Genomic DNA, 22,643 nt, shown 5'->3' with positions numbered 1-22,643 from the left:
ACCCGGTGGGGCGGATCCGGACGGACGGCGGAGCCGGTCCGTGGAGGTTGCTGTTGCGGGGAGAAGCGGGCCGGGGGTGGCGGGTCCGGCGCGCTCTTCCCGGAGCGTCAGGAGGCCCTGCGCTCCTCACTGTGGTGGCTGATCCGGACATCGCCGGAGTCGCCGAAGGTCAGCTTGCAGGTGTCCGCCCGGTAGGTGGCGACGGAGACCGCGACCGTACGCCCCTGGCAGAGGTAGCGGGTCGTGACCACCAGGACCGGTGAGCCGGGCAGCCGGTCCAGCTCCCGGGCGTCGTCGGCACGGGCCGAGCCCAGTTCGACCGCGCGGTCCTGGCCGTCGAGGTCGAGGCGCTGGAGCTCGCGCAGGACGCAGCGGGCTCTGGCCGCACCGGACGGAGCGTCTATGGCGGTCAGTTCGGGGACGGACGCGGCCGGAACGTAGAGCAGTTCCGCCGCGAGCGGCTGCCCGTGGGTGCCGCGCAGCCTGCGCAGGGCGTACGTCTCCTCCCCCGCCGCCGTTCCCAGAGCGCGGGAGACGGCCGCGGGCGGCACCACCTTGTCGCAGTCGAACGCCTGCCAGGCGTCCTGGGCGGCACCGGGGCCGGTGTGCTGGTTGGTGGAGACGTCCACACCGAGCCGCGGCGGGGCGACCGTGGTGCCGACGCCGCGACGGCGCTGGAGCCGTCCTTCGAGTTCGAGTTGTTCGAGGGCCTGGCGGAGCGTGGCCCGGGCTACCCCGAAACGAGCGGCCAGCTCACGTTCGTTGGGCAGGATCTCTCCTACCGCGAAGTCCGAGTCGAGGGCTTCGCCGATCACGTTCTTCAGGTGCCAGTACTTAGGCTCCGGCACAGTCTCCAGATGCGTGGTCCCCACCCTGATCCTCCGCGATCGCCGTGTCAGCGGCGGCTATTACGCGCCTTTGTTCGACATTGTTTTTTAAAGGTTCCTGCACTATCCCTGCGACCATAGGGCGGGCCGGAACCTTGGTCAAGACCAATCCTGCCCTGGTTACGCTCTGAAGTCGACCGGTTCCACTGTGCGTTCACGAGCTGTTAGCACCCTGTCGAACTAGATGCGGTCCGGTAGGTACTGGTTTCAGGACAACGCCACTGACGTGCGGGAAAAGCCCGTCGGGCCAGCGTGGCGGCGGGACGGTTTCCGGACGGGGGCCCGCTCTCGCGGGCTTGGGGCTTGTCGGAAATGCGGAGGATGTACACCCGGCGGATTGGTCCGCGACCACACCCGTATGGAGTAAGGCGCCGGGGTCGGCCGCCGGGGCGGGCCGCGCCCCGCGGCGGGAAATCCCCCGGTGATCTCCGGGTATCTCCGGGGTTCACCGGGGAGGGCAGAGACGCGGCGCAGGCCCGACGCGACCGGAGGCGGGTGTACGGGGGACACCGGCCCGGCGGACCCCGGCGGACCCCGGCGATCCCCGCTGATCCCCGGCGGACGTAACAGAGGCCATGGCAAAGGACCTGACGGAGGACATGACAGAGGCCGGCGGGAACCCCCGCCACAGGGGTCCCCGCCGGCCTTCGACGGCCCGGGTCGTTCCCCGGTGGACCGCGCCGCGCTCTCGGCGGGTCCACCGGGGACTTCCTAGGCCTTCTGGTCCCCCGAGGGGATGGGCGGGCGTTCCGCGCTGGTGAACGCCCGCCCCGGGGGAGCTGCTTCGCCCTCCGGCGGGTTCCCGTGCCGCGGCCGGCGCAGGGCGGCGACCCCGGAGCCGAGGGCCGCGCCCGCCCCCACCAGTACTCCGCCCGCCGCCTGGGCGGCGCCGAAACCGCCCGCGCCGACCAGGGGCGCGGTGAGGGCGGCGGCGACCGGGATCATGCCGGTGAACAGGGTGGCGCGTTCGGTCCCGATCCGCTGGATGCCCATGTACCAGGCGACGAACCCGATGACGGTGACCGCCGCGGCCTGCCAGAGCAGGGCGAGGGTTTCGGTCTGGGTCGGGACCCGGACCAGTCCCGCTCCGTCGACGACGGCGCCGATGACCAGCGACTCCACGGCGGCGACGGCACAGATGCACGCGGTGAGGAGCCGGGGGCCGAGGGGTTTGAGTACGGGCGCGGCGAGGACGGCGAAACCCACCTCGCCCGCGAGGGCGGCCACCGACCAGAGGATGCCCGCCGTGTCGGTGCGGCCCCAGCCCTGGACGGTGAAGGCACCGGCCGCGACCAGCAGGGCCCCGTACAGCACGGGTTTGGTGGGGCGGCGGCTGTTCATCAGCGGGACGAGGACGGCGACCACGACCGGCGCACAGCCGACGAACACGCCGGGCACGGCCGGTTCCGCGGTCCGCTCGGCCGCCAGGACCGCGAGGTTGAAACCCACCATCCCGATCCCCGCGACCAGCGCGATCCGGACCCACTGACGAGCCGTCAAGGTGCGGACGGGAGCCAGGGCCGACCGGCCGCCGAGCAGGGGGAGCAGCAGCAGGAAGGCGAGGCCGTACCGGATCGCCTGGCCGCCCGCGTAGGGGTAGTCGCCGAGGACGCTGTTCGCGGTGAAGGAGGCCCCGACCAGGCTGTAGGCGAAGGTGACCAGCAGGATGCCCTGGATCGCGGCGGAGCGGTCGGAGGCCGCGGCCGGGGCGGCCGGGGCGGCGCTTTGCTTCATGACGATCACGCTAGGGACGGTCGCGGTCCCCTTGAAGGGCCACTTCCGCGGCGCTGTAGGGGACCACTTCCCGCTGCGTCCGCGGTCTCCCCCGGGTAATCCGTTCGGCGGGCCGGTGGGACGGCAGAGGTTCGGCGGGACGGCAGGGGTTCGGCGGGGCGGGTGGGGCCCGGGGCGGCATACTCGTCGGGAGCCGACCGTACGGACGAAAGCGTGGGACAGCAGCCTCATGGCCCGGAACGAGACCGGCGCGGAGCGCCCCGAAGGGAGTCCGGAGCCGGGTGCCACCCGTACTCCGGGCGGCGGCCGCGCCCCGTCGCCCGGCGGCGGGTTCGCCTGGGAGCTGCTGCTGCCGGCAGCCGCGCCCGCCCGGCGGCGCGGGCGCACCCTCCAGTCGGCGCTCCGGGACGCCGTGCGGTCGGGCCGGCTCACCCCCGGCACCCGGCTGCCCTCCAGCCGGGAACTCGCCGCCGACCTGGGCGTCTCACGGGGGCTGGTCACCGAGGCGTACGAGCAGCTGACCGCCGAGGGCTATCTCCGCAGCGGCCGCGGTTCGGGCACCTGGGTGGGCGACGCGGTGCGGCCGGGCGGCCCACCGGCCCCCGGGCCCGTACCGGAACGGCCTTCTCCGGTGGTGGACTTCCGGCCGGGCAAACCTGATCTTTCGCTGTTTCCCCGGACCGCTTGGGCCGCGGCGCAGCGGACCGTCCTCGGCTCGCTGCCGCACCGCGCCCTGAGCTACCCGGATCCGCGGGGGCTGCCGGGGCTGCGGACCGCGCTGGCGGCGCTGCTGACCCGGCGGCGGGGGGTGGTCGCCGACCCGGACCGGCTGGTGGTGTGCTCGGGAGTCACCCAGGCCACGACCCTGCTGGGGCTGGTCCTGCACGGGCACGGGGAGCGGAGCGTCGGGGTGGAGGATCCCGGGAGCCCGGTGCACGGACCGGTGTTCGACGCCTGCGGGCTGCGGATGACGGCGCTGCCGCTGGACGGCGAGGGGCTGGCGATGGAACCGCTGCAGCGCAGTGGCGTACGGACGGTGATGACCACGCCCTCGCACCAGTTCCCCACCGGGATCGCCTATTCGGCGCGGCGCCGGACGGAACTGCTCGACTGGGCGCGGTCGGTGTCCGGGCTGGTCGTGGAGGACGACTACGACGGTGACTTCCGTTACGACCGGGCGCCGGTGGGCGCGCTTCAGGGGCTGGACCCGGACCGGGTGGCCTATACCGGTTCGGTCAGCAAGTCGCTCGCGCCGGGCCTGCGGATGGGCTGGCTGCTGGTGCCCGGGAAGCTGGTCGACGAGGTGGTGGAGCGGAAACGGACCATCGACCTCGGCAATCCCGCGCTGGACCAGGCGGTGATGGCGCATTTCGTCGAGCGCGGTGACTACGACCGGCAGTTGCGGCGCTGTCAGCGCGCCTACCGGGAGCGGCGGGACGTGCTCGTGGGCGCGCTGGCGGAACACTTCCCCGGCACCGAGGTGCGGGGGATCGCGGCAGGGCTGCACATCATCGCGGGACTGCCGCGGCGGTACGGACCGGAGGACCGGTTCGTGGCGGCGGCGCGGGAGGCGGGGGTGGCCCTGCGGACGCTGGCGGAGCACGAGATGTCGGCGGCGGGGCCGGATCCGGCGGAGGGGGTACGGCTGGTGCTGGGGTACGCGCATCTGGCGCCGTCGGAGATCGTGCGGGGGGTCGCACTGCTGGCGGCGGGTGTGCCGGTGCGGTAGTGCGGGGGGTGTCTCCTCCGTCGGCTCCGGCGTGCGCGCCCGGCGGGGCGGTGGTGCGGGCGTTCGGGCTCCGCGATGCGGGCGTGGTGCGGGCGTCGAGGCGGTGGTGCGGGGCCGGAGCGGGGGCAGGGCCGGGACGGGGCCGGGACGGGGTGCGCGTCTGCGGGCAATCGGTCCGCGGATCTGGCGAGTTGTCGCCACCATGTCCCGGCCTGTTGAGTAACGTCGCAGGTCGGAGCGGGGGTACGGGGTGCCGGGGCCGGGGTGCGGGCGGCCCGGGAGCGGCGGCCGGGGGCCGTTGTCGTCGGCGGTTGTCAGTGGCCGGCCCTAACGTCCCTTCCATGACGCGATCAGTGCAGGCACTCGCCTACGCCCGGCCCTCCGCGCTCCGTTCCGGTGCCGACGGAGGCCTTCTCGGACTGGAGACCTCGAGCGGGCTCACTCCGGCCGGGGCCGAGGCCAGTCCGACGTTCTTCTCCGGTTTCCTCGACTCGCCGCAGACGGCGGCTCGCGGGCTGCTGGCCGTCGCCGATGTGGCGGCCGCCCGCTATGTGCGGCCGGAGCTGCGCCGTCTGCTCGATCCGGTGGTGACGGGGAACGGAGACCGGCTGCGGTTCGAGTCGTTCTCCGGCTGCTGCGGGGTGTACGCCAGGCTGGACGTGCTGCGGGAGGGGCTCGGCGGGGCGGAGACCGGTCGCGGGACGACCAATGTGGACGTCAACGATCCGCTGCGGAACGCGCTGTCGCGGATGACCGGTGACAGCCCGCTCCATCTGCGGGTGGGTCCGGGGGAGATGGCGGTCACCACCCTGGACGGCTCGGTGGTGGAGAAGAAGGTTCCGCTGCCGGACCGCTGGCTGCGGGGGTTCGCCGAGGCACAGGTGGCGACAGCCGGATTCGATCTGCGGGCTGAGCTGCCGGCGGCGGAGGCGGTGCGGTTCCTGCGGTCGCTGCCCCGGTCCCGGACCGGCGGGTCGTCGCGGGGGGCGATGTGGGTGGTCCCGTCGGGGCGGACGCTGCGGCCGACGAGCCGGCCGGTGGCGGGCGCGGTGTGTCTGCCGGGGCCGGAGCGGCTGGAGGCGCTCGGCCGGGTGCTGCGGCAGGCGACGGCCCTGCGGGTGTACGGTCCCGCGGCCGTCGACGGGACCCCGGTGCCGACGGCGTGGGAGGTGGCGCTGCCGGGCATGCGGCTGACGCTGACCCTCTCCCCCGACGCCTGGCGCGGCTTCTCCGGGGAGGGCGGGGTGCTGGAGTCGCTGTCGGAGGAGGAGGCGGAGCAGGACGCGGATCTGCTGTCGGTGCTGCTGGCCTGGGAGCCGGAGATCGACCCGGCGGAGCTGGCGGAACGCTCCGGGCTGCCGGTGGCGCGGGTCCGCGCGGGCCTGGTGCGGCTGGGGACTTCGGGCCGCGTGGGGTACGACGTGGCGGACGCCGCGTACTTCCACCGGGAGCTGCCCTATGACGCCGGGCGGGTGGAGCGGCACAATCCGCGGCTCGTCGCCGCCCGGGAACTGATCGCGGCGGGGGCGGTGGTGCTGGACCCGGACGGTGTGTCGGCCGCGGTGACGTCCGCCGAGCGCACCTATCGGATACGGGACGCGGGCGGGCGGTTGCGCTGCACCTGCGCCTGGTGGGCCGAGCACCAGGGGGGCCGGGGGCCGTGCAAGCACGCGCTCGCGGTACGGATGGCCCGCCGCGGCGCTGACACGGGCCGGGAAACGGCAACAGGGGCCGGCACGGGTGCCGGCCGGATCGAAGGTCGGGGAGCGGCGCGATGAAAGAACTGATGCAGGCGGTCCGCAAGGGTTGGTCGGACAAGGTGCCGGGGCTGCTGGAGCCGCTGGGCCCGGCGGAGCGCAAGGAGGTGCTGGCCGAGCTGAAGAAGCTCCGGAAGGAACTGCGCGACTGGGACTGGCGGGAGCGGGGCAAGCGGGTCTCGGTGGCCCGGGCGGTGCTGGTGGCGGGCGCGGGCTGTCTGCCGGGGCCGGCGGCCGCCGCCGCGTGGATCGGGGCCCGGGAACTGCAGCTCGGCCAGTCGGGGCCGCCGAAGCTGCTGATGAGCGTGCTGCAACACCGGGACGACGATTTCCTGGGAAAGCTGGCGCACCGGCTGGCCGCCCGGCCCGGGCTGACGGACAGTGACGCGCTGCTCATCGACGCGCTGGTGCAGCGGTCCGGCTGTCCGCTGCCCACGGCCGACGGGTTCGTCAACGGCTGGGTGGAGCTGGTGACCCGGCAGGGCGACAAGGCCGTCCGGAGGCTGTGGGCGGACCCGCGGGCATCCGTGCTGGCCGTGCGGATCTTCGAGACGCCGCGGATTCCCCCTCAGGTGTTCCGCTATCCGCACCAGGACCCGCAGGGCCCGTGGCCGGCCGGGCTTGCCGCGCTGCCGGAGCACGGGGTGGTGGAGCGGTCGGTGCTGCTCGACGCGTGTGTGGCCAGGCTGCTGCGCGGGGGGCGGCCGCGGGAGTCGGCCTTCGCGCTCGCCGTGCTGCGGGCGCTGGCGCCCGACGGGGAGGAGTGCCGCTCCAGGGTGCCGGACTGGCTGGGGCTGGTCGCCGACGGTGTTCCGTCCGTGGCCGGCCATGCCCAGAAGCTGCTGACGGAGCTGGCCGGGCAGGGACAGCTGTCGGAGGAGTCACTGGTGTCGATGGCGGAGGCGGTGCTGTTCCGTCCGGAGAAGTCGCTGGTCCGTTCGCAGCTGGTGCTGGTCGACCGGGAGCTGAGGAAGCGGCCGGAGGCGGCAGCGGCGCTGCTGCCGGTGGTCGGTGAGGCCTTCGGCCATGCGGACATCGGTGTGCAGGAGCGGGCCGTGAAGCTGGTGGCCCGTCATCTCGCGGCCGCCGGGGACGGGGCGCGCGAGGAGCTGGCCGCGGCCGCTGAGCGGTTGAGCCCGTCGCAGCGGGCGGCGGCCCGGTTCCTCTTCGGCGACGAGGAGAACGAGGCATCGGCGGAGGCATACGAGGAGTTCCTCCCGGCTCCCGTGGTGGCGCAGCCCCTGGCACCGGCGCCCGGTTCGGTGGCCGAGCTGGTCGAGGAGCTGATGGTGATCATGCGCTCCGGGGAGCAGACCGTGGACTTCGAGCGGGTCTTCGACGGAATGGTCCGGCTCGGCGCGCAGGATCCACGGGTGCTGGGCAAAGCGGTGCGCGAGGCGATGCCCACCTTCTGGTGGGTCGACGGTTCCCCGGGGGTGCTGTCGTCTCCCCGACGGCTGGAAGGGTACTTCGGCCGGAGTACGCCGGAGATCTCGTACCTGGCGATCGCGTTGGCGATGGATCCGGTCGTGCCGGATCTGCTGGTGGACCGTTCGAGGCCGAAGGGGTCCTGTCCGCACGAGTCCCTGGAGTCGGTGCTCTCGGCCCGGCTGCGGGAGGCGGGGCACCGGGTCTGGACGGACCCGATGCCGTTCCTGCTGGCGACGCCGACCCGGTCCACCGGCGCACTGGATCCGCTGGTGCTCGTGGAGCGGCTGAGGGAGTACGGCCGGCTGGGCGCCCGGCCCGGGCCCGCGGACTTCGGACAGGCGCTGCTCCGGGTCCCCCGGGGCGGTGCAGGCGCGGCGGCGGACGCGGCGGCCGGACTGGGCACCCCCGAGGGCGACCGGCTGGCCGTCTGGCTGCGCGGGGAAGGGCCCCGGCTTCCGGCGCTCGTCCCCCGCTCCCGGGGCCGCAGAAGGGACCGGGAGGGCGACGGGCCCGCCGGGGACGGGCAGCAGGCGTCCCGGGGCAGATTCGGAAATGTCCGGGAGCAGCTGGCGGTCAGGCGTGAGTTCCCCCGCGCCTTCCACTGGCTGGGTCGGGACATGGAGCCGCACCAGAGTTGCGGCACCTGGTCGCGGTGGCAGCCGTACTGGGCCTTCGTCCTGCCGTACGAGCGGGAGGTCCTCGCGGACTGGCTGCACGACGCGATGGTGGCGGGCGTCGAGTGGGAGAGCCGGGATGTGGCCGCGGCCCTGCCGGTGCTCGCGGAGGCGGAGGGCGCCAACGGGCCCGCCGGGCCCCGGCTGCACCGGGTGGTGGGCATCGGCATGGGTTCCGCCGCGGCCGACGACCGGCTGGCGGCGGTGGACGCGCTGCTGATGCTGGCGGCCCGCGGGCAGCTCGATCACCGCGTACTGGGCCTGGAGCTGGCCGATCTGGTGAATCATGGAGTGGTGATGCCGACCCGGATCGCCGAGGCGCTCAACACGGCCGCATCGGGCGGAGCGTATGCCACGGTCTGGTCCGTGATCGGTCCGGCGCTGCCGGGGCTGATCCGTTCCGTCCCGGTGAACCGGGGCCTCGGGCGGATCCTCGCGATTGCCGCGGAGTGCGCGGAGCGCAGCCTTCCGGCGGGGGACGGGGAGATACCCGGCCTGGCGGAACTGGCCGCCCGGAAGGGCACCTCCCAGGCGGTGGTGCAGGCCGGGCGTCTGCGCCGGGCGCTCTCCGCAGCCTCCGGCTCGACGGACATCCCGCCAGGGGGCACAACTCACTGAACTCACCCATAGGACATCAAATGCACGATTTACCCATCAGTCACACACCGTTTGTGATCACGCAACACGCTGCCACCAGAGTGGTGGACATGACTGATGTGACCTCCTCAAAAAGTGCCCGCCGCCCCCACCACTGGCGGCGGGAGCTGGTCGAACTGGCCGCCGTCTTCACCGCGGTGGCGGTCGTCGACATGGTCGCCAAGCTGATCTCCTACACCCCCGACGGTCCGTTCTTACTGCTGGCGGCAGCCGTGGCCTTCCTGGCCACGGCCGGATTCCACATCTGGTGGGCCCGGCGCCACGGCCTCCGGCCGGAGCCTCCCGGCGACCGTGCCGGCAAGCCCGGCGATCCCGGCCCGGGCAGAGCGGTGCGCTCCGGCAGCGGTCCCGCGCCGGGCCGGGTTTCCGGTGCGGGAGACGGCAGCACCCCGGCAGCGGACGGCCCCGGGAACACCCCCGGGGCTCCCGCGGAGCCGCCGGTTCCGGAGGAGACCGTTCTGCGGCGGCTCAGGACCACGGTCCGCGACGAGCCGGGCAGCCTGGCCGTGCTCTGCGCCGCCCTGGCCGATCTCCGGGCGGACGTCGTCTCCCTCCAGACCCATCCGCTGGCCCAGGGGACCGTGGACGAGTTCCTGCTGCGTACCCCCGTCTCGCTGCCGGTCGAGCGGCTGCGGGCGGCCGTCGTCGCGGCAGGCGGTACGGATGTGTGGACCGAGCACGCCGACGCCCACGATCTGGTGGACACCCCCACCCGGGTGCTGGAACTCGCCACCCGGACCGCGCTGGACGCGGCCGAGCTGCCGCTGGCGCTCCGCCGGCTCCTGGGCCGCTGCACGATCCGGTCCCGTCCCGCCGTCACCGCCGCGGGGCGCCCGGACGGCGATCCGCCTCCGGTGGAAGGGGTGCTGGAGGGGACCGTCATCAAACTGCGCGACCCCCGGGGCGGCACGATCACCGTGGAACGCCACCATCTCCCCTTCACTCCGGCCGAGTTCGCCAGAGCCCGGGCCCTGATGGAGCTGGACGCCCGGCTGGGTCCCCGTACCCCGGACGGGGCGGACGTCCTCACCCTGCCCCGGGGCGAGGAGATCGTGGTGCGCCGCGCCGACCAGGACGATCTGGCGGCCGCCAAGGAGATGCAGGCCCGGTGCTCCGACCGGACGCTGCGGCTGCGCTACCACGGCCCGGCCGGTGACGCCCACCGCTATCTCGACCATCTGCTGAACCCCCGGCACGGCCGCACGCTCGCCGTGGAAACCTCCTCCGGTCTTCTGGTCGGCCTCGGGCATCTGCTCTGGGACGGGGACGAGACCGAGGTGGCACTGCTGGTGGAGGACGACTGGCAGCGCCGGGGCATCGGCTCGGAACTGCTCAAGCGGCTGGTCGCGCTGGCCCGGGATTCCGGTTCCCGAGGGGTGTACGCGGTGACCCAGTCCTCGAACACCGCGATGGTCGCGGCCATGCGGGGACTGCGGCTCCCCCTCGACTACCAGGTCGAGGAGGGCACCCTGGTGATCACGGCCCGGCCCGAACCCGCCGAGGCGGATCTCCGGTGCCTCCACGACCGCGCCGGGCGCTGAGCGGCGACGGCCGAGGCCGCCCACCGGGCGACCGTTGATATCGCGCCAAAGATCCGGGCCCTGTCCCGTGGACGGGCGGCAGCGGCAACCGTGGGCCACCCGGAGCCGGCGCCGCTCCGGGACGGCGCCCGCAGCGGTGGCGGCTCCGGCGGCGCCCGGTTGCCGGACGGGCGGCCGGGTCGGCGGCGGTCGGATCCCGAGCCTCCTGGGCGGGTTCCCCGGCCGCCGCACCACGGGCGCCCGGGGAACCTCCGTCCTCGGGACGGTCCGGACAGATGCGGCCGGATCCGGCCGGGCGGGCCGTCACCGGCGGGCCCGGATACCCCGAACGAGTGATGGGGCGGGGCGGAGGTCCGGACCCGGTGGGCGCCCGCCGTTCCGTACGGACGGAAGTGCAGGGGCCGGCCGGGGACGGGGCGATACGGCGGAAGGGCATCCGACCCCTGGGCCGGGGCCGTCCGGGAGGTTCCGCTTCCGGTCCGTCCGGGGGTGGTTCGGCGACGGGCGGCACCGGTGGCCGTCCGGCCATCGGACGGTCGTCGGGTGCCCCGCCGGTCCCTCACGATGGTGACGCCGACACCCCCACTCCTAGAGGATGTGTGCATGTCAGACACCGCCAGCACTCTGCTGCCCCGTCAGGTCGCCGACGCCTACCTCGACGAGCTGATCACCCTCGACCCGATCACCGGCACCTACCTCGGAGTACCCGAGAGCGCGGACCGGCTGCCCGACTTCTCCCCCGCGGGCCAGGAGGAGCGGGCCGTACTCGCCCGCAGGACCCTCGCCCGCCTCGACGAGGCCGAGAAGCAGCCCGCGGCCAGGAGCGACGCCGAGCGGCGCTGCGGACGGCTCCTCCGGGAGCGGCTCACCGCCGAACTCGCCGTACACGACGCCGAGGAGGGGCTGCGTGCCGTGAGCATCCTGGCCTCGCCCGCGCATCTGGTGCGGACGGTGTTCACGGTGGCCGCGACGGCGACCGCGGACGACTGGGCCGCCGTCGCACGACGGCTGAACGCCGTCCCGGCAGCCCTGGAGAGCTATCGCGCCGCCCTCCAGGAGGGGCTGGACCGCAAGCTGTACGCGGGGCCGCGCGCCACCGCGACCATGATCGCCCATATGACCGAGTGGCTCGGGACCGGCCGCAACTGGTTCGAGGACTTCGCCGCGGCCGGACCCGAATCCCTCCGCGGGGAGCTGACGGATGCCGCCAGGGCCGCGGGCGGCGCCCTGGCCGCACTCCGGGACTGGATGCGCGACGTCTACGCCCCGGTGGTGGCCGACGCTCCCGACATCGTGGGCCGTGAGCGCTATGCCCGCTGGTCCCGCTACTACAACGGCACCGACCTCGATCTCGACGAGGCGTACGCGTACGGCTGGGCCGAATACCACCGCATCCTGGCCGAGATGCGGACCGAGGCGGCGAAGATCCTGCCCGGTGCGGGCCCCTGGGAGGCGCTCGCACATCTCGATGTGCACGGCCGCCATATCGAGGGCGTCGAAGAGGTGCGGGAGTGGCTCCAGGGCCTGATGGACCAGGCCATCGAGGCACTGGACGGCACCCACTTCGAACTCGCCGAGCGGGTGCGCCGGGTGGAGTCGCGGATCGCGCCCGCCGGCAGCGCCGCCGCCCCGTACTACACCGGCCCCTCGGAGGACTTCTCCCGCCCCGGGCAGACCTGGCTGCCGACCATGGGCGAGACCCGGTTCCCCGTCTACGACCTGGTGTCCACCTGGTACCACGAGGGTGTGCCCGGCCACCACCTCCAGATCGCCCAGTGGGCGCACGTCGCCGACCGGCTCTCCCGCTACCAGGCCACGGTCGGCGGGGTCAGCGCCAACTGCGAGGGCTGGGCGCTCTACGCGGAGCGGCTCATGGACGAGCTGGGTTTCCTCACCGACGCCGAGCAGCGGCTCGGGTATCTGGATGCGCAGATGATGCGGGCCTGCCGGGTCATCGTCGACATCGGCATGCATCTGGAGCTGAAGATCCCGGCGGACTCCCCGTTCCACCCCGGTGAGCTGTGGACCCCCGAACTCGCCCAGGAGTTCTTCGGCAAACACAGCGGCCGGCCCGCGGATTTCGTGGAGAGCGAGCTGACCCGCTATCTCTCCACCCCGGGCCAGGCCATCGGCTACAAGCTCGGCGAGCGGGCCTGGCTGCTGGGGCGGGACCGGGCGCGTGCGGCGCGCGGTGACGCCTTCGACGCCAAGGCGTGGCATATGGCCGCACTCTCCCAGGGCTCCCTCGGCCTCGACGATCTGGTCGACGAGTTGTCGAAGCTCTGACGCGGATCCGAGTCGGCTCGGGGCCGGTGGCGGGGTGCGGGCCGCGTCCGTACCCCGCCCGGCACGGCGCAGCACCGCACCGGAGGGGTCAGCGGCGGAAGCCGCCCTCCGAGTTGATGACCTCCCCGGTGATCCACTCGGCCTCGTCCGTAGCGAGCCAGGCGATCAGCCGGGCGGGGTCGTCGGGTACGCCCCAGCGTCCGGCCGGGAACCGCTCCGCGACCGAACGATGGGCCTCGCCCTCCAGATAGCCGGTGTCCACCGGGCCCGGATTGACCGTGTTGACGGTCACCGCCAGGGAGGCCAGGTGCGTCGCGAGGGAACGGGTGACGGACGCCAGGGAGCCCTTCGCCAGGGCGTAGGCCAGCTCGCCGGGCATCCCGCCCGCGATGTCCTGGCCCGAGGTCATCATCACCACCCGGCCGCCGGGCGTCCGGTGCGGCAGCCCGGCCCGCAGCCGCGCGAAGGCCTGGACCAGGAGCAGTACGGAACGGGCGTCGACGGCGAAATGCGCGTCGAGCATCTCCGCGTCGATCGTGTCGAGGGTGCCGTCGTGGCCGCTGAGGGCGTGGTTGGCGACGACGATGTCCAGCCTGCCGCCGAAGGCCTTCGCGGCGACGGCGACGAGCCGGGCCGGGGCGGCGGGACCGGAGAGATCGGCGGGGCCGTGGAAGACCGGTGCGCCGGGATCGCCGAGAGCGGCCCTGACCCCTTCCGCCAGGGCCTCGGGGCCGCCGGGGGCGGCGCCCCACGGCTGGGCCTCGTCGTGCGGCACATGGTGGTGCAGATAGACCCCGGCGCCGTAGGCGGCGAGCCTGCGGGCCACGGCGTAGCCGATGCCGTCTCTCCTGCCGGCCCCGGTCACCAGGGCGAAGCGGCCGCGCAGGGGAAGCGGGTCACGGCGGAGGTCCGAGGGCGCGGGCGGGGGAGGTGTCGGCATGGTGCCCCATCGTGGCGGCCCGCCCCGGATATGTCATGCGATTAACACCGCGCCCGCCCGCCGCCGGTAAGGGAACCGGCCCTCGTGGCGTGAGTCGGCCGGCCCGTTCCCGCGCACGGGCCATGGGTCAGCAGCCGCAGTCGCCGTCTGCCGGGGCGGTCAGCGGGTCGGGGTCGCGGCGGGCGCCGCCCTCCCAGGTCTCGTACGCGAAGCCCTCCCGGGCCCAGTACTCGAAGCCGCCGAGCATCTCCTTGACGCGGTAGCCGCGTTCGGCGAGGGCCAGGGCCGCGCGGGTGGCACCGTTGCAGCCGGGGCCCCAGCAGTACGTGACAACGGGAACGGCCGGGTCGAGCAGCCGCTCGGCCTGCTCGGGGATGAGGGCGTTCGGCAGGTGGATCGCGCCGGGAACGTGCCCCTGGTCCCACGCCGGGCCGGAACGCGAGTCGACGACCACGAACCCGGGGTCGCCGCCCGCGGCGAGCGCGGCGGCGACGTCCGAGACGTCGGCGTGGAAGACCAGGCTCGCCCGGAAGTAGGCGGCGGCCGCGGCCGGCTCCGCCGGGGGGACCCCGAGCACGGGGCCGGGGGCGGCCGGGGACGGGGCGGGGGCGATGGTGTTCGATGCGCTGTTCATGACCATGAATCTACGGACGATTTCCGGGCCCCTAAAGGGAGATCACCCGGCTCGGGGCTTGATTGCCCGGGGATTCCCCGGTTGCCTTGGGCTCATGACTGAGTTTTCCCCGGACGCCACCGACTGGCGTCTGCTGGAGCTGCTCCAGCGCCGTGGCCGGGCCGGTTTCGCGGAGCTGGCGCGGGAGGTGTCCATGTCGGCGAGCGCAGTGACCGAGCGGGTCCGCAGGCTGGAGGAGGCGGGGGTGATCACGGGGTACGGCGCGATGGTGGACCAGCGCAGACTGGGGCTGATGATCACCGCGTTCGTCCGGCTGCGCTATCCGAACGGCAACTACAAGCCGTTCCACGATCTGCTGGACACCACCCCCGAGGTGCTGGAGGCGCACCATGTCACGGGCGACGACTGCTTCGTGCTGAAGGTCGCCGCCCGGGACATGGAGCATCTGGAGCACATCACGGGCCGGATCGGGGCGCTGGGATCGGTGACCACGAGCGTCGTCTACTCCTCCCCACTCGCCCGGCGTCCCCTCGGCCGCTGAGTCCACCCTCGGCAGAACGCCGCCCGCCTCCCGCTCTGCCGCTGAATCCGCCCGCTCAGGGCTGCCGGGGCGCCGCCGGGTCCCGGGGCGGCCCGTTCAGTCGCCGGATCCGCCCGTCCGCAGGACGGCCGTCGAGCCGTGCCGCTCCTTGACCACTTCGAGCTGGGTGGGGATCCGGCGGCGCAGATCCGCGACATGGCTGACGATGCCGACGCTGCGGTCGCGCTCCCGCAGCGAGTCCAGCACGTCGAGCACCTCGTCGAGGGTCTGTTCGTCGAGGCTGCCGAAGCCCTCGTCGATGAAGAGCGTGTCGAGCCGGATACCGCCGGCCTCCTCGGTGACCACGTCGGCGAGGCCCAGGGCCAGTGCGAGGGAGGCGAAGAACGTCTCGCCGCCGGACAGGGTGGCCGTATCCCGCTCCCGGCCGGTCCAGGCGTCCACGACGTGCAGGCCGAGGCCGGATCTCCGGCCGCCGGAGCGGGCGTCGGAGTGCGTCAAGGTGTAGCGCCCGGCGGACATTCTGTGCAGCCGTACGGTGGCGGCGGCGGCGACCTGTTCGAGACGGGCCGCCAGGACGTACGACTCCAGTCGCATCCGGCGTTCGTTCTCGGCGGAGGTGCCCGCGGTGAGGGCGGCGAGCCGGGCCACCCGCTCGTACTCCTCGCGCAGCGGGCGCAGTTCCCGGGCCGATCGGGCCGCGTCGCCGGAGAGGGTGTCGAGGGCGGCGCAGCGCTCCCGCGCGGTGTCCCGGGCGGACGCGGCGTCCCGCGCGGCGCGTTCCGCGGCGGCCAGTACGCCCGCCGCGGCCTCCGGCTCGGCAGGGGGCAGTGCGGCGGCGTCCCGGGCAGCGGATTCGGCGAGCCGGTCGGCGACGGCGGCGGCCTCGGCCTGCCAGTCGTCGGCCCGGTGCTGGAGTGCCCGGTGCTCCGGGTCCCCGAGCAGGGCGCCGGCCGCCTCCGCGGGGGTGGCGAACCCGGCCCGGTAGGCGGCGTCGGCGACCTGGCCGTCGGCCTCCTTGAGCCGGCGGGCGGCCCGGTCGGCGGCGTGTACGGCCTCGGCGGCGGTGGTGATCAGCCGGGTCTTCCGCTCCAGGACGGCGGCCCGTTCGGCGACGCTGCGGGCCCCGCCGCGCGCCTGTTCCAGCTGTTCGGCCAGGGCGGCCTGCTCCCGGTCGAGTGCCTCACGGGCGGCGGTGCGGGCCGCGCCGCGCTGGTCGAGGAGGTGCCGGGCGGAGAGGCGGTCCTCGTGTTCGCGTTCGACGCGGTCGAGTGCCTCACGGGCGGCGTGGGTTCCGGAGGCGCGGTCGCGGGCACCGCGGTGGTCCAGCTCCAGTTGCGCCACGGCGGCGGCCAGTTCGGCGGCGACGGGGTCGTGCGCGTCCGGGCGGTTTCCGTCTGCGGCGGGCGGTGCTCCGTCCGCGCGGGCCTGCCGCCGGGCGGCCGCACGGGCCTCGTGGATACGGGCCGCCCGCCGCCCTGCTGCGGCCGCGGCCTCCTCGGCGCGGGTGTGGTGTTCGTACGCGGCGTCCTCGTCGGCGCGGGTCACCCCGCCGGGGCGGGGGGCGGCGGGTGCCGGGTGGTCGGCGGAGCCGCAGACGGTGCAGGGGTCGCCGGGGACGAGCGCGGCGGCCAGTTCGGCGGCGAAGTCCGCCAGCCGCCGCTCCTTGAGGTCGAGCCAGACGGTACGGCCGGTGAGGGCGGTGTCACGGGCGGCGCGCAGCGCTTCGTCGGCGGTATCGGCGTCGGCGGTCAGCCGGTCCCGTTCGAGGGCGGCGTCGCGCCGCCGGCGGGCCGGGCCGAGGAGGCCGGCGAGCTGTTCGGCGCGGGTGGCCGCGTCCTGGGCGGCCGTCAGTTCGTCCTGGTGTGCCCGGCGGAGCACCTCCCAGCCCTGGAGCCAGGCGTCGTCGTCCTGCCGGGCGTCCTCGTCGGCGCGGGCCGCCCGCTCCAGCCGGGCCTTCTCCCGGGCGATCTCTTCGCCCCGGGCCTCGGCGCGGCGGGCGGCCGTCAGGGCGCCCAGTTCGCCGCGGAGGGTCCGCTCGGCTTCCGTGAGCCGGTCGGCGCCCGCGTCGGCGAGATCGCCGGGCAGGGCCGCGCGGGCTGCGGTGAGGGCGGCGGCCGCGGTGCGGTGGTCCCGGTCGGCGGTGGCGCGCAGGGTGAGCGCGGGGGCCACCCGCTCGGCCCTGCGGGCCCGTTCCAGTTCGGCCAGGACCGCCTCGTGGGCAGGGCGGGCGGCCTCGGACGCCCGGTGGCGCAGGCGGGCGTCCGCGTACCGCTGCTGGAGCCGGTCCCGTTCGCGTACGTCGTCGAGGGTGGTACGGGCCGCCGCCCCGCGGTGCTCGGCCAGGGCCAAGGCGCTGTCGGCGACCGTCAGGCGGTCCCGGGCGCCCGCGCGGGCGACGGCCGCCCACTCCAGGACGGCTGCGGTGAGCCCGGGTTCACCGGGCCGGTGGCCGGGCGGCGGGAGATCGCCGGCCGCACCCGCGGCTGCTTGTTCCATCCGGTGCGCCAGGGCCAGCAGGTGTTCGTCCCCGGCGCGTACCCGGGCTTCGGCCGCCCGCCGCCGTTCCGCGAGGCGTTCCTCGACGGCGGCGTAGCAGCGGGTGTCGAAGAGCTTGCCGAGCAGCCGGCCGCGGGCCTCCGCGTCGGCACGGAGGAAGCGGGCGAAGTCGCCCTGGGGCAACAGGACGACCTGGCAGAACTGCTCCCGGCTCATCCCGAGGAGCTGCTCGATCTCCTCGCCGATCTCGTCGTGGGAGCGGCTGAGGGCCCGCCAGGCCCCGGTCGTGGCATCGTGTTCGCGCAGTCTGCTCTGCGCCTTCTCGGTGGTGAAACCGGTGCCGCGCCTTTTGGGGCGGGGCTGCGCAGGGCTGCGGAGGATCTCCAGTCTGCGTCCGCCGACGGTGAGGTCGAGGAGCACCTCGGTGGAGGTGTCCACGGGGGCGTGGTCGCTGCGCAGGCTGGTGCCCGGGCTCTGCCGGGCGCCGGGCACCTTTCCGTACAGGGCGAAGCAGACGGCGTCGAGTACGGAGGTCTTCCCGGCGCCGGTGGGGCCGTGGAGCAGGAAGAGCCCGTCGGCGGTCAGGGCGTCGAAGTCGATGTCCTGGGTGGTGGCGAAGGGGCCGAAGGCGGTGACGGCGAGCCGGTGGAGCCTCATCCGGCGGCCTCCGCATCGGCCGCGCGGACCGCGTCGAACGCGGCGCTCAGCACCGCGCGTTCGGCGTCGTCCGGTCCGGCGCCGCGGACATGGGCCACGAAGTCCTCCGCGATCTGCTGCCGGGTCCGGCCGCGCAGCATCCGGGCGTAGGAGGGGGTGTCGTCCTCGGGCTGCCGTTCGGGGGCGAAGACGAGGCTGAGCGCGTGGGGGAAGCGGTGGCTGAGACGGGCCATCGGGTCGGCGGGGCGGACGGGGTCGGTGAGGGTCGCCTCGACGAAGGAGTCCTCGTGGCGCTCGTGGGCGGGGTCGTCCAGGAGTTCGTCGAGCCGTCCGGTGAGCCGGGCCAGGGGGCGGGGGACGGGGCAGTCGATCCGCTCGGCCGTCACCGCCCCTGCGGCGCCGAGGTCGACCAGCCACATCGTCTTGCGGTGGGCCGACTCCGAGAAGGAGTAGGCGATCGGGGAGCCCGAGTATCTGACCCGGTCGGTGAGGGTCTGGCAGCCGTGGAGATGGCCGAGGGCGGCGTAGTCGACGCCGTCGAAGACGGCCGGGGGCACGGCGGCGACCCCGCCGACGGTGATGTCCCGCTCGCTGTCGCTGGCGGCACCGCCCGCGACGAAGGCGTGGGCGAGGACGACGGAGCGGGTGCCGGGCGGCCGGGCGGCGAGGTCGGCGCGGACCCGGTCCATGGCGGCGGCGAGGACCGTCTCGTGCCGGGCGCGGGCGACTCCGAACTCGTCCTTCACCAGGGCGGGTTCCAGGTAGGGCAGTCCGTAGAGGGCGATATCGCCGTGGTCGTCGGTGAGGACGACGGGGGTGGCACAGCCCGCCGGGTCGGTACGGAGGTGGATCCCGGCCCGCTCGATGAGTCCGGCGGCGACTCCGAGCCGCCGCGCCGAATCGTGGTTGCCGGAGATCATGACCGTCGGCACCCCGGCGTCGGCGAGGCGGTGGAGCGCGCGGTCGAAGAGTTCGACGGCGGCCAGCGGTGGCACGGCCCGGTCGTAGACGTCTCCCGCCACCAGGACCGCGTCCACGTCGAGGGCGCGGGCCCGGTCGACCAGATGGTCGAGGAACGCGGACTGGGCGCCGAGCATGCTCACCCGGTGCAGCGACCGGCCGAGATGCCAGTCCGACGTATGCAGGAATCTCATGATCCCGGAGCGTAACGGCGGGGTGTGACAGCGCGGGCGGCTTCGGGCGGACGGGCGGGAGTGGACCAGGGTGCGGCTACGAGTGCGGGGACTCGGGCAGGGGCGGGGTGCTCAGGCATCGCCGTACGCCTCGCCGCCCAGTTCGAGGGCGGCGCTGCCCGCGGTGGTGTCCGCCAGCCAGCGGCGGAAGGTGTCGACATCGGCGTCGGGGAGACCGATCTCGATCGCGACGCGCTCCCCGTAGTGGACGGACCGGACCGTGCGGCCGGTGGCCCGCAGATCGTTCTCCAGCCGTCCGGCCCGCTGGTGGTCGACCGTGACGACGGCCAGCCGGAACCGGCGGCGGGTGACGGTGCCGACGGCGTCGAGGGCCTCGCCGACGACTCCCCCGTACGCCCGGATCAGCCCGCCGGCGCCGAGCTTGACGCCGCCGTAGTAGCGGGTGACCACGGCGACGGCGTAGCGGACGTCGCGCCGGATGAGCATCTGGAGCATGGGCGCTCCGGCGGTGCCGCCGGGCTCCCCGTCGTCGCTCGCCTTCTGGACCGCCGCGTCGGCGCCGATGACATAGGCGTAGCAGTTGTGGGTGGCGGTGGGGTGCTCGCGGCGGATACCGGCGACGAACGACTGCGCCTCCTCCTCGGTCGCGGCGGGCGCGAGCGCGCAGATGAAGCGCGATCTGTTGATCTCGGTCTCGTACACGCCCGCGGCGGCGACCGTCCGGTACTGCTCCTGCATCCGACCACCCTATGCGCCGCCCACTCCGGACTTTCACCCGATCAGGTGGTCACGGAGGGGAATGGTCCGTACGGGCGGCTCGTTGTCGGAAGCATGTACGCAGATGACGAGACCATCCGCAGGATTCTCACCTCGACGGGCTCCACCTGGGCGGTGGTGGGCCTCTCGGCCAACGAGTCCCGTGCGGCATACGGCGTCGCGCGCTTCCTCCAGCAGCACGGCAAGCGGATCGTGCCGGTCCATCCGAAGGCCGAGACGGTCCACGGCGAGCAGGGGTACGCGAAGCTGGCGGACATCCCCTTCGAGGTGGACGTGGTCGATGTGTTCGTGCACTCCGCATGGGCCGGCCAGGTGGCGGACGAGGCCGTCGCCAAGGGGGCCAAGGCGGTCTGGTTCCAGTTGGGGGTCGTCGACGAGCAGGCCTATGAGCGGACCCGGGCGGCCGGGCTCGATATGGTCATGGACCGCTGCCCCGCTATAGAGATACCCCGGCTGGGCTGATCCCGGGCCCGCGGCGGCGGACGGCCCGGCGCCGGGGCCGGTCGGGCGTGGGCCTGCGCCGGAAGGTGCCGGGACCGGTGGCTCAGATCCCGAGGCCCTCCAGGACCACCGCGCCCGGCAGGGTCGCGAGGGCCTTGCCGGGGACGATCAGCTTGCCACGGCGCAGCCCGCTGCCGATGAGCACCCACGGGGTGTCGACGACGGCCGCGTCGACGAGCACCGGCCATGCGGCGGGGAGCCCGATCGGGGTGATCCCGCCGTACTCCATACCGGTCAGCCCGGTGGCGGTGTCGTGCGGGGCGAAGGACGCCTTGCGGGCGCCGAGCTGCTTACGGACGGCACCGTTGACGTCGACCCGGTCGGTGGAGAGCACCAGACAGGCGGCGAGTGTGGTCTCCCCGCCCCGCTTGCCCGCGACGACGACGCAGTTGGCCGACAGACGGGTCAGCTCCTCGCCGTAGTGGGCGACGAAGACCGCGGTATCCGCGATGGCGGGGTCGGTGTCGACATGGAGGAGCTGGTCGGCGGGGATGTCACCGGTCCAGTTCCGTACCGCGTCGGCGACGGGGGCGACCAGGAGGTCGAGGACCTCGGGGGCGGGACGGGCGGAGTCGAAGGAACCGATGGGTGCGCGCATGGCGGCACGGTAGCAAGCCGCCCCGGCACCATCCGCCCCCGGGCAGGCAGCCCGCGGGCGGTCGGCGCCGAGCGGTCAGCGCGCGGGCGGTACGGAGACGGCCATGGTCATGGCCAGGGTCTCGGTTCCGTCGTTGCGGTACGCGTGCGGGGCATTGGCCTCGAAGACGGCCGAGCACCCTGCGGCCACCGTATGCGGTTCGCCGTCCACGATCAGGGTGAGCACGCCCTCGGTGACATGGATCAGCTCGGCCGTACCGTCGGGGTGGGGGTCCGAGCTGCTGCCGTCGCCCGGCTCCAGCCGCCAGGACCACAGCTCGACCGGTCCGCGCAGTTCGGTGCCGACGAGCAGTTCGTTGAAGCTGCCCGTGGGGGTCGACCACATCCGCATCCGCTCGCCGGGGGCGACCACCCGCACCTGGGGCCCGTGGTCGCGGTCGAGCAGCGTGGCGATGCTGACCCCGAGCGCGTCCGCCAGTTTCACGGCCGTGCCGACGCTGGGGTTCGTCCGCGCCTGCTCAATCTGGATGATCATGCCCCGGCTGACCCCCGAGCGGGCGGCGAGGGTGTCGAGGGTGAAGCCCCGCTCGCCGCGCCAATGCTTCAGATTGCGGGCGAGCGACTGGCTGAGGTGTTCGAGGTCCGACACAGTCCGTCCACTATATTCAATGCGGCAGTTTAATATCTTGCACTACGGTGTGCTGTACTGCATTGTCCAGCACACTGTACTGCGAGGTCCTTCCATGGTCGCATTGTTCGCCCTGACCACAGCCCTTCTCATGGGATTGGCGGACTTCGGCGGCGGGCTGCTCACCCGGCGCGCCCCGGCGCTCACCGTGGTCTTCGCCTCGCAGAGCATCGCGGTCGCCGTCCTCGGGGTGATCGTGGTGGCGACTGCGGCCTGGCAGGAGGCGGGTCCGCGGCTCTGGTACGCCGTCGCGGCGGGCGTCATCGGCCCGGTGGCACTGCTCTCCTTCTACAAGGCGCTGGCCCTCGGCCCGATGGGCGTGGTCTCCCCGCTCGGCTCCCTCGGAGTGGCGGTCCCCGTGGCCGTGGGGCTGGCCGCCGGTGAACGCCCCGGCCCGGTCCAGCTCGCCGGGATCGGCACGGCCGTGCTGGGGATCCTGCTGGCGGGCGGCCCGGAACTGCGCGGCGCTCCGGTGCGGCGGCAGGCGGTCGCCCTCACCTTCGTCGCCGCGTTCGGCTTCGGCACCGTGATGACCCTGATTGCCCAGGCGTCGTCCAGCGTCACCGGACTGTTCCTGGCGCTCTTCGTCCAGCGGACGGTCAACATCGCGGTCGGCGGCACGGCGCTGGCGGTCACGGCCCGGCGCGGCCGGCCCGTACTGCCCGAAGACGGCGGACTCCGGGTGCTCCGGTCCTCGCTGCCCCTGCTGGCGTTCGTCGGTCTCGCGGACGTGGCCTCCAACGGCACCTATGCGCTGGCCGCCCAGACCGGTCCCGTGACCGTCGCCGCCGTCCTCTCGCATCTCTATCCGGTGGTCACGGTGATGGCGGCGCTGATCGTGCTGAAGGAGCGGTTGCGCGGGGTCCAGGCGGCGGGCGCGGGGCTCGCCCTGGCGGGTTCGGTACTCCTGGCGGGCGGCTGACGACCGGCACCGGGGAGCCCCGCGGCACGGGACCGGCCAA

The 22,643-nt window shown here is 74.1% G+C and carries 17 protein-coding genes; 8 read left to right on the top strand and 9 right to left on the bottom strand.

Features of this window, described 5'->3' with window-relative positions:
• Positions 1-107: 107 nt before the first annotated feature.
• Positions 108-872 carry a GntR family transcriptional regulator gene (locus tag ACIQ9E_RS26390; protein ID WP_366258373.1) on the bottom strand — a complete coding sequence of 255 codons (765 nt, stop codon included), beginning with the start codon at positions 870-872 and terminating at the stop codon, positions 108-110.
• A gap of 726 nt (positions 873-1,598) precedes the next feature.
• Complete coding sequence (locus ACIQ9E_RS26385) at positions 1,599-2,621, bottom strand: DMT family transporter (RefSeq protein WP_403711088.1); 1,023 nt, start codon at positions 2,619-2,621, stop codon at positions 1,599-1,601.
• 229 nt (positions 2,622-2,850) lie between these two features.
• Between ACIQ9E_RS26385 and ACIQ9E_RS26380 the strand changes: the two genes are divergently transcribed.
• From ACIQ9E_RS26380 to ACIQ9E_RS26360, 5 genes are all read left to right on the top strand, one after another.
• Positions 2,851-4,350, top strand: coding sequence for a PLP-dependent aminotransferase family protein (locus ACIQ9E_RS26380; protein WP_403711086.1), 1,500 nt, complete (start codon positions 2,851-2,853; stop codon positions 4,348-4,350).
• A gap of 341 nt (positions 4,351-4,691) precedes the next feature.
• Positions 4,692-6,128, top strand: coding sequence for an SWIM zinc finger family protein (locus tag ACIQ9E_RS26375; protein WP_403711084.1), 1,437 nt, complete (start codon positions 4,692-4,694; stop codon positions 6,126-6,128).
• A complete protein-coding gene (locus tag ACIQ9E_RS26370; protein ID WP_403711082.1) occupies positions 6,125-8,830 on the top strand; it encodes a DUF6493 family protein in 2,706 nt (901 codons plus the stop codon). The genes ACIQ9E_RS26375 and ACIQ9E_RS26370 overlap by 4 nt, the downstream gene beginning before the upstream one ends.
• 89 nt (positions 8,831-8,919) lie before the next feature.
• Entirely contained in the window at positions 8,920-10,410 is a 1,491-nt protein-coding gene (locus tag ACIQ9E_RS26365; protein ID WP_403711080.1) for a GNAT family N-acetyltransferase, read from the top strand.
• A gap of 603 nt (positions 10,411-11,013) precedes the next feature.
• Positions 11,014-12,696, top strand: a complete 1,683-nt coding sequence (locus tag ACIQ9E_RS26360; protein ID WP_403711078.1) for a DUF885 domain-containing protein — start codon at positions 11,014-11,016, stop codon at positions 12,694-12,696.
• A gap of 88 nt (positions 12,697-12,784) precedes the next feature.
• Here ACIQ9E_RS26360 and ACIQ9E_RS26355 read toward each other — a convergent pair whose 3' ends face one another.
• A complete protein-coding gene (locus ACIQ9E_RS26355; RefSeq protein ID WP_403711076.1) occupies positions 12,785-13,636 on the bottom strand; it encodes an SDR family oxidoreductase in 852 nt (283 codons plus the stop codon).
• A gap of 127 nt (positions 13,637-13,763) precedes the next feature.
• Positions 13,764-14,276, bottom strand: coding sequence for a rhodanese-like domain-containing protein (locus ACIQ9E_RS26350; protein ID WP_403711074.1), 513 nt, complete (start codon positions 14,274-14,276; stop codon positions 13,764-13,766).
• Positions 14,277-14,364: 88 nt separating this feature from the next.
• On the opposite strand from ACIQ9E_RS26350, the gene ACIQ9E_RS26345 reads away from it, so the two are divergent.
• On the top strand, positions 14,365-14,811 hold the full coding sequence (locus tag ACIQ9E_RS26345) for an Lrp/AsnC family transcriptional regulator (protein ID WP_403711072.1): 447 nt from the start codon (positions 14,365-14,367) through the stop codon (positions 14,809-14,811).
• A 96-nt stretch (positions 14,812-14,907) separates the two neighbouring features.
• Here the strand turns inward: ACIQ9E_RS26345 and ACIQ9E_RS26340 are convergent, their stop codons facing one another.
• The 3 genes from ACIQ9E_RS26340 to ACIQ9E_RS26330 all read right to left on the bottom strand — a co-directional run bounded on the left by ACIQ9E_RS26340 (position 14,908) and on the right by ACIQ9E_RS26330 (position 19,856).
• Positions 14,908-17,964 (bottom strand): AAA family ATPase, encoded by a 3,057-nt coding sequence (locus ACIQ9E_RS26340; RefSeq protein ID WP_403711070.1) that lies wholly within the window; start codon positions 17,962-17,964, stop codon positions 14,908-14,910.
• Positions 17,961-19,118: an exonuclease SbcCD subunit D gene (locus ACIQ9E_RS26335; RefSeq protein ID WP_403711068.1), complete on the bottom strand. Its 1,158-nt coding sequence runs from the start codon at positions 19,116-19,118 to the stop codon at positions 17,961-17,963. Before ACIQ9E_RS26335 ends, ACIQ9E_RS26340 begins: the two co-directional genes overlap by 4 nt.
• Before the next feature lie 111 nt (positions 19,119-19,229).
• Positions 19,230-19,856 carry a YigZ family protein gene (locus ACIQ9E_RS26330; protein ID WP_403711066.1) on the bottom strand — a complete coding sequence of 209 codons (627 nt, stop codon included), beginning with the start codon at positions 19,854-19,856 and terminating at the stop codon, positions 19,230-19,232.
• 93 nt (positions 19,857-19,949) lie between these two features.
• Here ACIQ9E_RS26330 and ACIQ9E_RS26325 point away from each other — a divergent pair, with 93 nt between their 5' ends.
• Positions 19,950-20,357 (top strand): CoA-binding protein, encoded by a 408-nt coding sequence (locus ACIQ9E_RS26325; RefSeq protein ID WP_403711064.1) that lies wholly within the window; start codon positions 19,950-19,952, stop codon positions 20,355-20,357.
• Positions 20,358-20,439: 82 nt separating this feature from the next.
• Here the strand turns inward: ACIQ9E_RS26325 and ACIQ9E_RS26320 are convergent, their stop codons facing one another.
• Together ACIQ9E_RS26320 and ACIQ9E_RS26315 are read right to left on the bottom strand one after the other, a co-directional pair.
• On the bottom strand, positions 20,440-20,994 hold the full coding sequence (locus tag ACIQ9E_RS26320) for a YbaK/EbsC family protein (protein WP_403711062.1): 555 nt from the start codon (positions 20,992-20,994) through the stop codon (positions 20,440-20,442).
• A 75-nt stretch (positions 20,995-21,069) separates the two neighbouring features.
• Positions 21,070-21,642 carry a helix-turn-helix domain-containing protein gene (locus tag ACIQ9E_RS26315; protein WP_403711060.1) on the bottom strand — a complete coding sequence of 191 codons (573 nt, stop codon included), beginning with the start codon at positions 21,640-21,642 and terminating at the stop codon, positions 21,070-21,072.
• Between the two features lie 94 nt (positions 21,643-21,736).
• Between ACIQ9E_RS26315 and ACIQ9E_RS26310 the strand changes: the two genes are divergently transcribed.
• A complete protein-coding gene (locus tag ACIQ9E_RS26310) occupies positions 21,737-22,603 on the top strand; it encodes an EamA family transporter (protein ID WP_403711058.1) in 867 nt (288 codons plus the stop codon).
• Positions 22,604-22,643 lie beyond the last annotated feature (40 nt).

Origin of the sequence: Streptomyces sp. NPDC094448, from assembly GCF_044763775.1 — a bacterium.
Lineage (GTDB): Bacteria > Actinomycetota > Actinomycetes > Streptomycetales > Streptomycetaceae > Streptomyces.
The sequence above is the reverse complement of the archived record's forward strand: the minus strand, read 5'-3'. Positions and strand labels throughout refer to the sequence as shown.